The organism is Bradyrhizobium sp. SZCCHNS2022 (genome assembly GCF_032377575.1).
Taxonomy (GTDB): domain Bacteria; phylum Pseudomonadota; class Alphaproteobacteria; order Rhizobiales; family Xanthobacteraceae; genus Bradyrhizobium; species Bradyrhizobium aeschynomenes.
This window is the reverse complement of the sequence record NZ_JAUHHZ010000001.1, coordinates 2014721-2029802: the sequence shown is the minus strand read 5'-3', so window position 1 is coordinate 2029802 and position 15082 is coordinate 2014721. Positions and strand designations below refer to the sequence as shown.

10 protein-coding genes are annotated in these 15082 nt (G+C 62.9%); 7 read left to right on the top strand and 3 right to left on the bottom strand.

Annotated features, from left to right (window positions below; translation table 11 throughout):
- Nucleotides 1-104: 104 nt before the first annotated feature.
- Nucleotides 105-956: a hypothetical protein gene (locus QXZ94_RS09000; protein WP_315720115.1), complete on the bottom strand. Its 852-nt coding sequence runs from the start codon at nucleotides 954-956 to the stop codon at nucleotides 105-107.
- A gap of 466 nt (nucleotides 957-1422) precedes the next feature.
- Here QXZ94_RS09000 and QXZ94_RS08995 point away from each other — a divergent pair, with 466 nt between their 5' ends.
- The 4 genes from QXZ94_RS08995 (at nucleotide 1423) to QXZ94_RS08980 (ending at nucleotide 7489) form a co-directional block, all read left to right on the top strand.
- Nucleotides 1423-2565: a hypothetical protein gene (locus tag QXZ94_RS08995; RefSeq protein ID WP_315720114.1), complete on the top strand. Its 1143-nt coding sequence runs from the start codon at nucleotides 1423-1425 to the stop codon at nucleotides 2563-2565.
- A gap of 164 nt (nucleotides 2566-2729) precedes the next feature.
- Nucleotides 2730-3371 carry a papain-like cysteine protease family protein gene (locus QXZ94_RS08990; protein WP_315720113.1) on the top strand — a complete coding sequence of 214 codons (642 nt, stop codon included), beginning with the start codon at nucleotides 2730-2732 and terminating at the stop codon, nucleotides 3369-3371.
- A gap of 15 nt (nucleotides 3372-3386) precedes the next feature.
- Nucleotides 3387-5807 (top strand): chitosanase, encoded by a 2421-nt coding sequence (locus tag QXZ94_RS08985; RefSeq protein WP_315720112.1) that lies wholly within the window; start codon nucleotides 3387-3389, stop codon nucleotides 5805-5807.
- A 29-nt stretch (nucleotides 5808-5836) separates the two neighbouring features.
- The gene (locus QXZ94_RS08980; RefSeq protein WP_315720111.1) at nucleotides 5837-7489 is read left to right on the top strand and encodes a hypothetical protein; all 1653 of its coding nucleotides are present in this window, start codon (nucleotides 5837-5839) and stop codon (nucleotides 7487-7489) included.
- A 24-nt stretch (nucleotides 7490-7513) separates the two neighbouring features.
- Here the strand turns inward: QXZ94_RS08980 and QXZ94_RS08975 are convergent, their stop codons facing one another.
- Nucleotides 7514-7717, bottom strand: coding sequence for a hypothetical protein (locus QXZ94_RS08975; RefSeq protein ID WP_315720110.1), 204 nt, complete (start codon nucleotides 7715-7717; stop codon nucleotides 7514-7516).
- Between the two features lie 529 nt (nucleotides 7718-8246).
- Here QXZ94_RS08975 and QXZ94_RS08970 point away from each other — a divergent pair.
- The 3 genes from QXZ94_RS08970 to QXZ94_RS08960 are packed head-to-tail and all read left to right on the top strand — an operon-like array spanning nucleotide 8247 to nucleotide 12858.
- A complete protein-coding gene (locus tag QXZ94_RS08970; RefSeq protein ID WP_315720109.1) occupies nucleotides 8247-9266 on the top strand; it encodes a TRAP transporter substrate-binding protein in 1020 nt (339 codons plus the stop codon).
- A gap of 33 nt (nucleotides 9267-9299) precedes the next feature.
- Nucleotides 9300-11186 (top strand): TRAP transporter large permease subunit, encoded by a 1887-nt coding sequence (locus tag QXZ94_RS08965; protein WP_315720108.1) that lies wholly within the window; start codon nucleotides 9300-9302, stop codon nucleotides 11184-11186.
- Between the two features lie 28 nt (nucleotides 11187-11214).
- Entirely contained in the window at nucleotides 11215-12858 is a 1644-nt protein-coding gene (locus QXZ94_RS08960) for an acyl-CoA synthetase (protein ID WP_315720107.1), read from the top strand.
- A gap of 685 nt (nucleotides 12859-13543) precedes the next feature.
- On the opposite strand, the gene QXZ94_RS08955 is transcribed toward QXZ94_RS08960, so the two are convergent.
- Nucleotides 13544-15079: a dGTP triphosphohydrolase gene (locus tag QXZ94_RS08955; RefSeq protein ID WP_315720106.1), complete on the bottom strand. Its 1536-nt coding sequence runs from the start codon at nucleotides 15077-15079 to the stop codon at nucleotides 13544-13546.
- Between the last annotated feature and the right edge of the window lie 3 nt (nucleotides 15080-15082).

Sequence of the window (15082 nt, the reverse complement as noted above, 5' to 3'; positions counted from 1 at the left end):
GGGACGAGCCCGGCCATGACGATACGGAGACGACGCGCACAATACTTCCCATCGTCATATGCAGGAGTGCCGGGGGCAGGGGCACCCCTGCTCGGATCTCATCCTCAGAAGTTCGGAAACCGAGGCTGGCGCGTCTGTGGTGGCTGCGGCGGTCTTGGCGCGAGACGCGCGGCTGCGCCGACGGTCGTGGGCTCGGTCTTCGACGTCCGGACGGCGCGCGCGAGCTGCTCCTGGCTGGCCTGCAGCTGCTCGATGGCCTTGGCTTGATCGCGGCTAGCCTGCTCCTGGCTGGCCTTGAGGTCCTGCAGCCCGGTCTGCAGCGCGGCGACGTCATGCGCGATCTTTTCCATCAGGGGGGCGAGCTCTCGCTCGGCCGCAGGCGGCATGTCGCGCTCGGGTGTTGCTTCGGCCATTGCGGAGGATGGATCGCTGGACCGTCCGGAGGACGGCTCCGGTGACGGCGACGCGGACGGAGATGATGCGGCCGGGACCGTGTCTGCGGTCTCGGTTGTGCTCGATCCGGACGTCGCCGCGTCCCCTCCGCCGGTCGGCATTGCCATCTGGGGCGTCTCGCGACGGATGGATTGGATCGCGGCCTCGATTCGATCGGTCACCGATGTGATGGCCTCCTGATGATCGCGCGCCAATGTGGTGACAGCGCCCACGAGCCCGGCCGAGGCGGCGAGCGTGATTGCGGCTCGTAGCACGGGCCGACGCCTCGTTGCGGTTGGCGCAGCTGCGCTGCCGGCGTCGGCCGACGGTTCGGCGGCTTCGACGGCCTCAGCATCGACTTCAGCCTCCGCCGCAGCCTGGGCCTCGATGGCCGCAATCCGCTGGTCGATGCGAGCACGCACCTCAGTGAGGACGCGCTGATAGATCTGCTCGCAGATCTCGTTGTCGGGCGACAGCGCGACATCGTCCGGATCAACTTCCTTCGGCGCCGACTGAACTGACATGTCCTCGGGTCCTGTACGCGAAACGCCCGTGCCCAATCCCCGCCAGCGATTTGGCCAAGGGCTTTGACGAAACCAAGACTAAGGGGTGACCAGTGAGGGGCGATTTCGCACGCCTGCGTGGCTGACGGCGCGGTGCCATCGGGCCGGCACGGGCTGTGACATCTCACCATCGGACCCGTATCGCTTTGCGCGCTGCATGCTGCATTGACACGGCTTGGTTGCGGTATAGGATGCAACTTCCCGATGTAGAGGGAGGGCCATGCTGATGCATGTGCAGCGCAGATTTCTGCTTTCATTTTCTTTGTTCATTTCGATCGGCTGCCATAGCAGCTCGAGTTTTGCGCAGAGTGAGAACCAGAACAGCTATTCGGCATTCGTGTCGGCGTTGTCCGCGATGTCGGTCTCGGCGAACGATCTGATTCAGAACGAAAGAAATGCCGCACGGCGCGAGTTCGTTAGACAAAAGGTGACCGCCAAGGTTCTGGCGGCATTTCCTCATGCGTCGGGCCAGGCGCCGGTCACGGATGCGACCAACAAGATCTCGCTTGCGGACGTCCTCGACGAGGCGGAGCTGCTGTGTGAGTTTCGCTGGAGCAAGAAAGTGGTCGTGGCGAAGATCTCGCCGCGAGAAAACGCTGCCTCGATCACGGTCGACCATCTCGGGACGCGGGCGCAGCAGGATTACATCAATGCGGTGACGAGCCAGTTGCAGGCGCTGGCCGCGCCGAGCGATGCCTCCGATATTCCGTCTGCGATCAAGTCGCTGTTCTCCAGCTACCAGGTCGACGTGGCGAAGAAGCCGAGCGCCGACCCGCAGATGGAGAGCCAGTTTCGCAAGAGCTGCGAGGCCGACCTGAAGGAGTTCGATGCTGCCTACTATGGCATCGTCATTCCTCAAACGTCAGAACTGGCCGCCGCTGCTGCTCCGTTGGGCGGCGGCACGGGACTGCCGGATTTGAGCTTCTTCGGCCCGATCGGCGCATTGTTCAACACGGTCGCCGGGATCGTGCAGCCCGTCCTGACCAACTTCTCCAACATCCTGAACGACGCGCGCAAACGTGCGGCGATCAAGGAGTTCCTGAAGGATGATCAGCACAAGCAGGATATCGTCAGCGCCGGGCGCGGCCTTGCACGAGCGACCTCGGACTATCTGTTCGCCAGGCGCCTGATGCTGGCGGGAGAATTTGCCGAGCAGATCGCGCTGGTCGCAGGCAATCCCCTCGATCTCAGTTCGAAAGAGGTGAAGGAGGCGTGTGGGGCGGACGAGGGCATGTACAGGCGAAACGACAAGGGCATTCTCAGTGGACGGTTCCGCAGGTGCCACGCGCTGATCTGGAACCACTTCGAGAAGGGTCTCGAAGCCGCGCTGAAGACGGCCGCCTCGTACGACCAGATCGCCGATACCGGCAACACCACGCTGGCCCTCAACAAGTTCAACGGCCTGGTCGCGCAATATGACGAGATCGTCGACAACAGCGCCGCGCAGGCAGATCTCTGGAAGACCGTCACGCAGATGCTGACCTTCGCCGGGGCGGTGACGACAGCCTTCTCGCAGGAGAATCTCAAGAAGATCGAGCAGGCATTCGACGCAGTCTCGAAAGGCAAATGAAGCTCGGGCGCAACTGATGGCGCCCTTGTCGTGCAACAACGGCCAGGCTCGAGATCCAGGGTCGGGAGCGGAAAAACGGTTCGAGGCGTCATTAGTTTCGAAATCATTTGGGCGACGGCAGAGTCGACGATCTGCGCCAATGTATCTTGGTGGGGAGTAATGACATGGCTCTCGCGGGATTTTTGCAGCCGCTGCAGCCGCTGGCGACGGCCCCCGTCAACGCAGCGCCGGCAGCCGGTGCTGCACCGACGTTGGCGGCGGTGGCGCTGACCGATTTTATCGTCACACCGCAGGAGCAGGCGGAATGGTGCTGGGCGGCCGTCAGCAGCAGCGTCGGGAATTTCTATGGCCAGGCGTCCTGGACGCAATGCGCCGTCGCCTCCGCCGAATTGACGCCGCTCAATTGCTGTGGAGATGCCGCGGCGGGGGACTGCAACAAGCCCTGGAGGCTCGATACGGCGCTGCGAAGCGTCGGACATTTCGACCGGATGACATCCGCAAGCCTCGCGTTCGACGCCGTGCAGGCCGAGATCAATGCCAGGCGGCCGGTCGGCTGCCGCATCGCCTGGGCCGGCGGCGGCGCTCACTTCGTCGCGCTAGGCGGCTGGCTAATCGCAGGCAACGGCACCCAATATGTCGACGTCCGCGATTCTTTCTACGGACCGACCCGGAAACGGTTTGTCGATCTCGTCTCGGCCTACAAGTCGCCCGGCGATGAGTGGAGCCACAGCTATTTCACGACCGACCGGGCGATCGCGGTCGCCGCAGCTCCATCGCCCGATTCAGACTCTCCGATATCCGCCTGACCGAGGGAGTACCGCATGGCCATCAGGATGCCGCCAGGACCGGCCGGTGGCGTTGCCGTCGTCGAGATGGCGCTGAACGACCTGATGGCCGATCGCGTTGCGGCGTTCGCCGCGAGCAGCGGCGCGCCTCAGCTGACCCAGCCCATTCGCCGGTTCGTGGTGAAGCTGAACGAGCTGACCGATGCAGGCTTCCTTGCGCGCGCCAAGCCGGTCGGCTGGCGCTATCTGGTGATTGGCGGCGGTGCATCGGCCGTTGCCGATGTGAAGCACGATGCGTCCGGCGCCCCCGATTTCGACAGCCTGATCAGCGGCGACCTCGCAGCGCGTCTGGCGAAGGCCGCGGAGCAGGCCGAGCAAACCTATGGCAGCCGGGCCGGCGAGTTCGAAGCGCGCATCCTGGATATCCCGGCGATCTACATGTCGGCATTCTGGCTGCACGGCCCCCGTGACATCTTCATTCCCCTCGTCGACGGCCATCCCAGCAAGCCGCTGCCGCCGCGCGAGGATGCGTCCTTCATCTTGCGCGCCGTCCAAGCCGCTGCAAGCAAGCGCCGAGCGGCGCAGAAAGGTGGAAACGTGCCCAATCCAGCTGATCAGACGGACTTGCAGCGCGCCATCGATGGCCTGATCAAGGCGGCGTTGCAGATCAATCGAGCAGTGCGCCAGCTCAGCGAGACCGGGCCGGCGGCCGCATCGCCGGCAATGGCCGCGCCGGCAGCAGTGACCGGCGGTGCAGCCGCGGCCACCACCATTCAGTTGACGGCCGACCAGCGCCTTGTCTGCGAGCGCATGATCAATGCCTTCGAAACCGGCTCGGTGCAGGGCGACTACAGCAATATCACCGTCTTCAATGACGGCCCGCACGACATCCGGCAGATCACATATGGACGCTCGCAGACGACGGAGTACGGCAATCTCCGCGAGCTGGTCGCCATGTACAGCGAGGCCGGTGGTCGGTTCTCGAACGAGCTCCGTCCCTATGTCGAACGGATCGGCAGAGTAGCCCTGGTCGACGATGCCACGTTCAAGGGCTTGCTACGCCAGGCCGGCGCGCAGGATCCGGTGATGCGCGAGACCCAGGACGTGTTTTTCGATCGGCGCTATTTCAAGCCCGCGCTGGCCTGGGCGAACACCAACGGCTTCACCCGCGCATTGTCAGTCCTCGTGATCTACGATTCCTTCATTCACAGCGGTGGCATTCTCGATCTGCTGCGGGCGCGCTTCCGGGAAGCCGTTCCAGCGCGCGGCGGCAATGAGCAGACCTGGATCCGGGAGTACACCGAGACCCGCAACGACTGGCTGCTGAACCATCACCGTCCTGCCGTTCGGGCAAGCGCCTATCGGACGCGAGATCTTATGCGCGAGATCGGCCGCAACAATTGGGATCTCGCGATGCTGCCGATCTCAGCCAACGGCGTGCAGGTCGATGCGCGCCCGCCCGGAGGTCTTCAGATCGCAGCGGAAAGCCCGCCGCCTGGCGTGCCCTTTTTCGATCAGCCCCTGGTCCAGGACGCTCCCATGGTCCAGGACACTGGGGGGGAGGATCCCGGCGCGCCCGTCGCAGGGGAGTTCGACGACCTCGCGAGCGAAAAGGATATCGCGAATTTTGGCGAAGGCGGTGCCCTCGATCTCGCCCCGCTCGGCGGCGCTGCGGGTCCAGCTCCACTGCTCACCCTCGACATGAATGCCGCCTGGAGCTTCCTGCAGGCCTGCATGACGTCGCGGCCGCGCGTCACCTACGGTCTTGGAAAGAAGGTGCCTTTCCTCGGCGCAGTCCCTGGCCGTGACTTCACGCAGGTTGACTGCAGCGGCTTCGTACGCGAAGCGCTACGCCGGGCCACCAGCCCTGCGCTCAGGTTTCCGGATGGCTCGGTCAATCAGCATGACTGGATCCGCGCGCAGGGATTTGCCAAGTCGACGGTGGCCGCAGCGACCCAGAGCGACGGCCTGGTGCGGATCGCGTTTCTGCGGCCGCAGGACACGTCCAGCCATATCGGCCATGTTGTCCTGATCTCGGGCGGCAAGACGCTGGAATCGCATGGCGGCGGCGTTGGCCCGGATTCGCGGCCCTGGACCGGAGCCAGCTGGCAGGCCAGCACCTTCGTCTATGTCCTTGCCCACGACCACGACACGGTCGCTGCCATCGCCGGCATGGCCATGGCGCCGGTCGCCGCGCGGCAGGCGACGTTCTCGGTCAAGACCGGCCATCGCTACCGCGCGACGCTCAGTCTGCAAGGGCTCGAGCAATTTGCCAGCAATGACATGGTTGCGGCCCGGCTGCAGGGATACGGCTTCATCAACGTCACGGTCACCGGCAGTGGCGGGAGCCGATCTGCAGAAGGCACCTGGGGCGGAGCCGATACGACGGCTCAGCTGGATGCGCACATCATCGACGTCGTCGAAATCCCGGCAGGTGCCGCCGGGCGTTTTGCGTGACGCCGCGCTGAACCGGAAGGAGCTTCGCCATGGCGAAGAAGAGCAAGGACGATGACGCGGCCACGATTGCAGCCCTGCAGCGCGTTGCAGAGCTGATGCAGTCGACCAGCGAAGATCTGCAGGCCTTCATGAAGTCCCGCGCCGTCGGCGGCGCCGCCACGGCGGGGGCGGGGGCGGGGCAGGTGAGCAGCTGGGACGATCCTTTCAGCGAGGCCGTGCCAAGCACAAATCCCCCGCTGGCCCCAACCCGGCCGGTCCCGGTCGTCACCAACACGTTCTCGGCGATGCGCGTCACCACGGCGGATCAGGCGCCGCCGGTCGCCAATTATAATCCCGGCACGCCGGAGTTTCGCTACTGGGTCGCTAACGAAGCGCTGGCGCGGGGCATCCGGTTCTGGGGCTCGCTGCTGCCCGCCGGCACGACCTGGTCCACTTCCAATCCGATGCAGGTCAGCCTGGTCGAGGCGGGGACGCAACTGAACGCGAACTACACGCGCCGGTTCGGCTTGCGCTTCTACCGGCAGAAGGTGCGCGAGATCGACATCTTCACCGCCGAGAGTCCGGATGTCGTCTGTCACGAACTCGGACACGCGGTGCTCGATGCACTGCGCCCGCAACTGTTTCATGTTGCGAACACCGAGACAGGGGCGTTCCACGAATCCTTTGGCGACATCAGTGCGCTGCTGTGCGCGTTGCAGGTTCCCGAGATGCGAAAGGCGGTGATCGAGGAAACCGGCGGTCGGCTGAATACGAGCTCCAGACTGTCACGTCTGGCTGAGCAACTGGGCTGGGGCCTCCGTCAGATCAGTCCGCGAACGGTGGAGCGCGACTGCCTGCGCAACGCCGCCAACCGCTTTTTCTACCGCAGGCCAGATCTGGTGCCGCCGGTCGCGGATGCCAGCCTGCTGTCGAGCGAGGAGCATTCGTTTTCCCGCATCTTCACCGGCGCCTTTCTCGACGCGCTCGCTCGGATGTTCTCCGCAGGTCCGTCGAAGGATGAGGCGAGCCTTTTGAGCGTGAGCCAAAACATCGCCCAGATCCTGATCGACGCCGTGCATGGCGCTTCGATCACTTCGGCCTATTTCAGCCAGGTCGCAGCGGCGATGATCCAGGCCGATGAGGCGCGCTTCGAGGGCCGACACAAAGCCGAGCTCACGGGAGCGTTCCTCGAGCACGGCATCCTGTCCGTCGCTTCCACGCTTCAGATGGGCGCGGCGCCGCTGCCGGAGGCCATCCATCTGGGCGCGCTCGACATGACGGGCGCTGGAGGCGCCGCGATCATCTATTCCTATGAGGACAGAAAGGACGATGATGCGCACCGCCTGGGCTTCGGCGAGACGCCCGACCTTCCGCTTCGCCCGCTGACCATCGGGAGAGATCTGCAGTTGGAGGTGCATGCGCCGGAAGACGAGGGGCGGTTTGCCGTCGCGTCGGCCACCTATGGAGCTGCTCCCTATGACGGCGCCATGAGCCAGGAGGCCGCGTCCTACAACTTCGTTGCGGGCCTGATTCAGCGTCAGCAGATCGATCTGAGCGAAGCGACGCCATCGCTGAGCGGCGCGGGAAAGAAGCGGGACGGACGAATGACGCACGCACTGGTGATGGAAGGGGGCAAGAGCGTGCTGAAGCGGGACGGCTTCGCCTGTGGCTGCCAATGGGCCCCACGCCTGGTGTGCCGCTGATCGTCTGTGCCGCGGCGTCGGGCGTCAGAGGTGCTCGAGGTCGCCGTTGGGATAGAGCAGGTACTTCACGTTCGGAGGCAGACTGCGCAGCTGTTCGGCAGTCCAGCTCTCGTCGACCGCCGCAACCTTGTGCTGAGCCTTGAGGTTGCTCAGGAAGCTCGCGTCATACTCGCTCGCCGGAATGCGCCGCGCAGCCAGCGGTCCATGGTCGTCACTCGCCGGGCTCATCTGCCGTGCTCTGTCTGATCTGCAGGCCTCACGTGTGGCCATCCGTGCGGTCCCGCATCCAGCGTCGCGCGGGCCATCACCAGCCTCGATCTAGGACCGCAACCGGGCTTCGGCAAGGCACGATGGAGCAGGCGCTGCCGGACAGGTGAGGTTTCTCGCAAATCGGGTCCGATGATGCGCACGGGCATCGGACGAGACCGACAGCCCAACAGCGGAACGATCTGTCGATAGCCAATTCGCATAAGGTATATTATGGAATATTTATATGTCCAGGCAGATCAAGGGCTTGGCGCCAAAACCTCAAACTTCGGCCGCGACGGACGCTCCGGCGCGCCTCGGCAGCGCTATCTTCCGCACCTTGCAGACATCCGAGAATCGCGTCGCGCATGGCCCGCTGCGAACGCCGATATTGCTGCTGCGGCCCATCGCTGCAATAAGCGCAGATGATGTCGCCGACGTCGCCCGGATTCGTCCGGCGTCGCCCGCGGCGCGATGCAACAAGAAGAAGCTTCTTCAGGGAGAAACGAGAATGAGCCTGTCACGACGCGCGCTGCTGAAGGCCACGGCGGCCTCGGCCGTTCTGGGTGGGATTGCGGCCCCGCATGTCGCGCGCGCTGAGAGCGCCGAGTTCACCTACAAATACGCCAACAACCTGCCCGACACCCATCCGCTGAACGTCCGCGCCAAGGAGATGGCGGCGGCGATCAAGGCGGAGACCAACGGCAAGTTCGACCTGCAGATCTTCCCGAACAACCAGCTCGGCTCCGACACCGACATGCTGAGCCAGATCCGCTCCGGCGGCGTCGAGTTCTTCACGCTGTCCGGCCTGATCCTGGCGACCCTGGTGCCGGCGGCGTCGATCAACGGCATCGGCTTCGCATTCCCGGACTACGACACGGTCTGGAAGGCCATGGACGGCGATCTCGGCGCTTACGTGCGCGGCCAGATCAACAAGGCCGGCCTGATGGTCATGGACAAGATCTGGGACAACGGCTTCCGCCAGACGACGTCGTCGACCAAGCCGATCAACGGCCCAGACGATCTCAAGGGCTTCAAGATCCGCGTGCCGGTGTCGCCGCTGTGGACCTCGATGTTCAAGGCGTTCGACGCGGCGCCCGCCTCGATCAATTTCAGTGAGGTCTATTCGGCGCTGCAGACCAAGGTCGTCGAGGGCCAGGAGAACCCGCTGGCGATCATTTCGACGGCGAAGCTCTACGAGGTGCAGAAGTACTGCTCGCTGACGAACCACATGTGGGACGGCTTCTGGTTCCTGGCCAATCGCCGCGCCTGGGAGGCCGTGCCGGCCGACATGCGCGCCATCGTCGCCAAGCACATCAACGCCGCCGCCGTGAAGGAGCGCGAGGACGTCGCCAAGCTGAATGCCGGCCTGCAGGCGGATCTCGCGGCCAAGGGCCTGACGTTCAATCAGCCCAACGTGGCGCCGTTCCGCGACAAGCTGCGCACCGCCGGCTTCTACGCCGAATGGAAGGGCAAGTATGGCGACGAGGCCTGGGCGCTCCTGGAAAAGGCCGTCGGCAAGCTGTCCTGAGTTGGACTGACTTAGACGCGTTCGGGTGACGTCATGGCGCATGCCGAGTTCACGGAAATAGCCATCAGCGAGGTGGTCATCGAGACCCCTCGCCGCTGGTCCTGGCTCGACCGCCTGGAGGCCCTGCTCGGCCTCCTGGTCGAGATCCCGGCTGCGCTGCTGGTCGTGGCCGAGATCGTCATCCTGTTCGCGGGCGTGGTGGCACGCTACGTCGTGCACCAGCCGCTGATCTGGTCGGACGAGCTGGCGTCGATCCTGTTCCTGTGGCTCGCGATGCTCGGCGCCGCGGTGGCGTTCCGCCGCGGCGAGCACATGCGGATGACGGCGATGGTGGCGCGCGCAAGCCCGAGCTTGCGTGGCTATCTCGATCTGGTCGCAACGTCCGCCGCGCTGGCGTTCCTGGTGATGATCGCCTGGCCGTCCTGGGAATACGCCTACGAGGAAAGCTACATCACGACGCCGGCGCTGCAGATCTCCAACATCTGTCGCGCGGCCGCGTTGCCGGTCGGCATCGGGCTGATGGCGCTGTTCGCGCTGATCCGCCTGGCGCGCGCGGCCAACGCCAGGACGATGCTGCTCGCCGTGGTGTCCATCGCGGCGATCCTGGCGCTGTTCTGGCTGGCGCAGCCGGTGCTGAAGCCGCTCGGCAACATCAATCTCGTGATCTTCTTCGTCGGCGTGGTCGGGTTCTGCGTCTTCGCCGGCGTGCCGATCGCGTTCGCGTTCGGGCTCGCGATCTTCGGCTATCTCGCGCTGACCACCCGCACGCCGCTGATGGTGCTGGTCGGCCGGATGGACGAGGGCATGAGCCACCTGATCCTGCTGTCGGTGCCGTTGTTCGTCTTCCTCGGCCTCTTGATCGAGATGACCGGCATGGCCCGCGCCATGGTCGCGTTCCTCGCGAGCCTGCTCGGCCACGTCCGCGGCGGACTGCATTACGTGCTGGTCGGCGCGATGTATCTGGTGTCCGGCATCTCCGGCGCCAAGGCGGCCGACATGGCCGCGGTCGCGCCGGTGCTGTTTCCGGAGATGAAGGCGCGCGGCGCCAAGCCCGGCGATCTCGTCGCCCTGCTCGCCGCCACCGGCGCACAGACCGAAACCATCCCGCCGAGCCTGGTGCTGATCACCATCGGCTCCGTCACCGGCGTCTCGATCGCGGCGCTGTTCACCGGCGGCCTGCTGCCGGGCGTGGTGCTGGCGATCACGCTGTGCGCGCTGGTCTGGTGGCGTTACCGCAACGAGGACATGAGCGGCGTCCGCCGCGCGACCGGAGCCGAGATCGGCAAGGCGTTCATCGTGTCGCTCCCTGCCCTGGCCCTGCCCTTCGTGATCCGCGCCGCCGTCGTCGAGGGCATCGCGACTGCGACGGAAGTCTCCACCATCGGTATCGTCTACGGCGTGCTCGCGGGCCTGCTGATCTATCGGAAGTTCGAGTGGCGCCGGCTGATGCCGATGCTGATCGAAACCGCCGCGCTGTCCGGCGCGATCCTGCTGATCATCGGCACGGCCACCGGCATGGCCTGGGGCCTGACACAATCCGGCTTCTCGCGCTCGCTGGCCGCCGCCATGACCGGCTTGCCGGGGGGCCCGGCCACGTTCATCGCGGTCTCGATCGTGGCCTTCACCATCCTTGGCAGCGTGCTCGAGGGCATCCCGGCGATCGTGTTGTTCGGGCCGCTGCTGTTTCCGATCGCGCGCGCCGTCGGCGTGCACGAGGTGCATTATGCCATGGTGGTCATCCTGGCGATGGGAATTGGTCTGTTCGCGCCGCCGTTCGGAGTTGGATATTACGCCGCCTGCGCGATCGGCCGGGTCGATCCCGCCGAAGGTATCCGGCCGATCTGGGGCTACATGCTGGCGCTTCTCATCGGCCTGATCATCGTTGCGATTTTTCCGTGGATTTCGATCGGGTTCCTGTAAACTCTTGAGGTGACAAGGGAGGGCAGCCATGAGCACGAACCAGTACCAGCTCGGCCTCGACAAGAACCCCGCCAACTACGTGCCGCTGACGCCGCTCAGCTTCCTGGCGCGCAGCGCGGCCGTCTATCCCGACCACGTCAGCACGGTCTATGAGGGCCGCAGCTTCACCTGGCGCCAGACCTATGAGCGCTGCCGGCGCTTCGCGTCCTATCTCGCAGGTCGCGGCATCGGCGAGGGTGACACGGTCGCGGCGATGCTGCCCAATATCCCCGCGATGAATGAAGCGCATTTTGCCGTGCCGATGGCCGGCGCCGTGCTCAACACGCTCAACATCCGGCTCGATGCGCCGTCGATCGCGTTCCAGCTCGATCACGGCCCGGCCAGGATCATCCTGGTGGACCCTGAGTTCTCCGGAGTGATCGGCGAGGCGCTGAAGCTGATGAGCGGCCCCAAGCCGTTCGTGATCGACGTCGATGACGCCTCCTACACCGGCGGCAGCCGCATCGGCGAGATCGAATACGAGGCCGCCGTCGCCGCGGGCGATCCGAGCTTCGAACCGCGCCGTCCTGCCGATGAGTGGGACGCGATCGCGATGAGCTACACGTCGGGCACCACCGGCAATCCCAAGGGCGTCGTGACGCATCACCGCGGCGCCTATCTGAACGCCGTCAGCAACATTCTCGCCGGCGGGCTCGGCCAGCATCCGGTCTATCTCTGGACGCTGCCGATGTTCCACTGCAACGGCTGGTGCTTCCCCTGGACCATGGCGGCGGCGGCCGGCATCAATGTCTGCCTGCGCAAGGTCGAGCCGACCAGGATCTTCGAGCTGATCAAGACCCACGGCGTCACCCACATGTGCGGCGCGCCGATCGTCTACAACGTGCTGATCAATGCGCCTGATGCGCCCAAGGGCAGGCGCGAGAAGCCGGTGGTCGGCCTGATCGCCGGCGCCGCGCCCCCGGTCGCCGTGCTCGAGGGCGCCGAGAGCATCGGCATCAAGCTGACCCATGTCTACGGCCTGACCGAGGTCTATGGCCCCGCCTCCGTCTGCGCCGAGCAGCCCGGCTGGGACGACCTGCCCGCGCCCGAGCGCGCGCGGCTGAAGCGGCGCCAGGGCGTGCCCTATCCCCTCCAGGAAGCCGTCACCGTGCTCAATCCGGAGACGATGCAGGAGGTGCCGCGCGACGGCGAGACCATCGGCGAGGTCATGTTCCGCGGCAACATCGTCATGAAGGGCTATCTGAAGAACGAGAAGGCGACGCAGGACGCCTTTGCCGGCGGCTGGTTCCACACCGGCGACCTCGGCGTGCTCGACGAGCACGGCTACGTCATCATCAAGGACCGCTCCAAGGACATCATCATCTCCGGCGGCGAGAACATCTCCTCCGTCGAGGTCGAGGACATCCTCTACAAGCACCCCGCCGTGCTGTTCGCCGCCGTCGTCGCCAAGCCCGATCCGAAATGGGGCGAGGTCCCCTGCGCCTTCATCGAGCTGAAGGACGGTGCGGAGGCGACCGAAGCGGAGATTATCGCGTACTGCCGCAGCCACATGTCCGGCTTCAAGACGCCGAAGGTGGTGGTGTTCGGGCCTATCCCGAAGACGTCGACGGGCAAGATCCAGAAATTCCTGCTGCGCAACGAGGTGAATTCGGCGAAGGCGATCACGGCGTGATCGGCTCAGAGTACTATGATTCGGTCTGATAGCGTCAGTTGGTCCAGCATGTGCACTTGAGTTCCTCGAAGGCTGGTCCTGAGCTATGATCAAGCGAAGAATCAAGCTTATGAAGCAAGCTTTATTCAAAGCGCCGTATTGCACACAGGGCAGCAATTCGTGTGGATCGTGCTGCCAAAACTGTTGATAGGGGCGGCCTCTTCTCACCACGGCGGAATAAAGTGAGCGTAAAGTAAAAGGTGCTAGACAATCCCGCGCGTTCTCTTTATGTTCTCGCAAGCTGCAGCTGCACCGGAGACATCATGCAACAAACTACACAGACTTTCTCAGATCCTGCGGCAGTCGAGGCCGACAATCACATCAAAGAAGTCCTTGATCAGATTGCGGACTACAGTCGCGACTATCATCGCAAGCAACCGAATGCTCCCCTTCGTCACTGCATTGAGATAGGTGCAGGCCGAGTATTCCGTGGCTTGGGTAGCGGCGAAGAGACACGGGTAGTCCAATTAGCCCTTGCAGAGATGGCTGCTCGGTGGGTGTTCGAGGCCAACTCTCAGGAAGCAGCAGAATAGCAGGAAACTGTTCCGGAAGACCTAGCAACTTGTAACTAAGTATTCGACCAATGCCGGGTTTAGAGCTGCAGACTTCGACAGGGATAAATCGGAGTCTGCAGTTTGCATTGTTGTTAGGTCAGCGAAGGACCTGCCCAGTCCTTGCTATAATTGTTGAGATACCGATCCGTTGTTCCTGAAACAAAGTCTAGGGAGATCTGTACAAGCCTATATGCCAGTTCTGCGTCGATCGGTCCACCGTCCTTGTTGTGCCCTGCTTTGATGCGATCTAAATCGCAGGACTCGATAAACAATTTTTTTATCTGCCTGTGAGTTTCGTTGGGCATCCTCAGAATAACTTGTGCCGACTCCCTACTTTCAATGCCTTTCTCCAAATTGTCGAATAAATAGTCAGCGAGCTTTTCCAGAGAAGGCGGCAATCCAGACAGTTTGTCTTTGATATCGCTGTCCATTGAATCTACGGTCGTCCGATATCTGAGTAGATAAAAGTATAGATCGTTTAGTGCTTGAATTTGCATCTTAAGTACGAATTTTATTATGCGTCCCCCGGCGACCTGCAACGTTACCTTTCGTCTTCCACGGTAGATTTTTTCATTGCTCTTGGCGCGAATTCGATCTTCGGTCGCCCCTACTGCCTCCGCCGCTTGTCTGCGCCATAGCGGAAAGGGCTGATAGCGATCAACCATAGTTCGATTTCTGAATACATCGATATACAATTGATCCGATGCCAAAGCGATCATGTTTTTGACGGCCAATGATCTAATCTCAGAGATGGCGTCACGCTGGTCAGCGAAATTCTCGTGAGCGTAGGAAGCGCCAAGCTCATCAGCTAGATCCACCAACTCAGCTTGAGCCTGACTGAAGTCTAAGTCGCCATTAATATAAGCATCTTGAAGGTCGGCGGTCAGGTACGCGATATCATCAGCCGCCTCAACGATTAGAGAAAGCGGGCTTCGAAAGACTGAGCCTTTTCCATCAGCCAAGCCGCATGTCTGAAATGCGGCCTCGAAAAGCTTCTCCTCAGAGGTCATGTATCCAAATTTGCCCTTTTTCCCACAAGGGTCAGAGCTGCCGTATGGGTACTTCGCCATAGCGCAAAGCGTAGCCGCTCCGAGACGCAGCCCCCCAGCGTACTTCCGGCCATTCAGAGTTGTTGCGATTCGGAATCCTTGTGCATTGCCATCGAAACAGACGAAATCATTCTTATATTGTTCGTTTTGAAGTGCGTGCTCGACAATCTCTGTCTTTGTGGAAGCACGAAAGAACTCGCGTATTGCCTCTTCTCCTCCGTGCCCAAAAGGCGGGTTTCCTATATCGTGAAGCAAGCAACCATTATTGACGATCTGCTGAGCAGCCCGTTTGATAGTATCGTCACATGCCACTCGAGCATAAATGCGAGCCGCAATTGTTTGTCCGATATGAGCAACTTCGATCGAATGTGTGAGACGGTTGCGGACAGCGTCTGTGTCAGGAAACGGATAAACTTGCGTTTTCCCCTGCATTCTTCGGAATGCGGAGCAATTTATAATTTTTTCGGTATTGCTATATGCAATCTCGAAGGCATCTTTACCTTCAGCAGGAAAATGGCTGCCGAGATTCGAAGGGTTCGGCGAAAGACCATTGCAAATTTCTCGGTGGTCGAACTGCATTCC

What these genes read in the sequence shown, in the direction of transcription:
- QXZ94_RS09000 (WP_315720115.1), bottom strand. Translation starts at nt 956, where the DNA reads ATGTCAGTTCAGTCGGCGCCGAAGGAAGTTGATCCGGACGATGTCGCG.
- QXZ94_RS08990 (WP_315720113.1), top strand. Translation starts at nt 2,730, where the DNA reads ATGGCTCTCGCGGGATTTTTGCAGCCGCTGCAGCCGCTGGCGACGGCC.
- QXZ94_RS08985 (WP_315720112.1), top strand. Translation starts at nt 3,387, where the DNA reads ATGGCCATCAGGATGCCGCCAGGACCGGCCGGTGGCGTTGCCGTCGTC.
- QXZ94_RS08980 (WP_315720111.1), top strand. Translation starts at nt 5,837, where the DNA reads ATGGCGAAGAAGAGCAAGGACGATGACGCGGCCACGATTGCAGCCCTG.
- QXZ94_RS08975 (WP_315720110.1), bottom strand. Translation starts at nt 7,717, where the DNA reads ATGAGCCCGGCGAGTGACGACCATGGACCGCTGGCTGCGCGGCGCATT.
- QXZ94_RS08970 (WP_315720109.1), top strand. Translation starts at nt 8,247, where the DNA reads ATGAGCCTGTCACGACGCGCGCTGCTGAAGGCCACGGCGGCCTCGGCC.
- QXZ94_RS08965 (WP_315720108.1), top strand. Translation starts at nt 9,300, where the DNA reads ATGGCGCATGCCGAGTTCACGGAAATAGCCATCAGCGAGGTGGTCATC.
- QXZ94_RS08960 (WP_315720107.1), top strand. Translation starts at nt 11,215, where the DNA reads ATGAGCACGAACCAGTACCAGCTCGGCCTCGACAAGAACCCCGCCAAC.
- QXZ94_RS08955 (WP_315720106.1), bottom strand. Translation starts at nt 15,079, where the DNA reads ATGCAGTTCGACCACCGAGAAATTTGCAATGGTCTTTCGCCGAACCCT.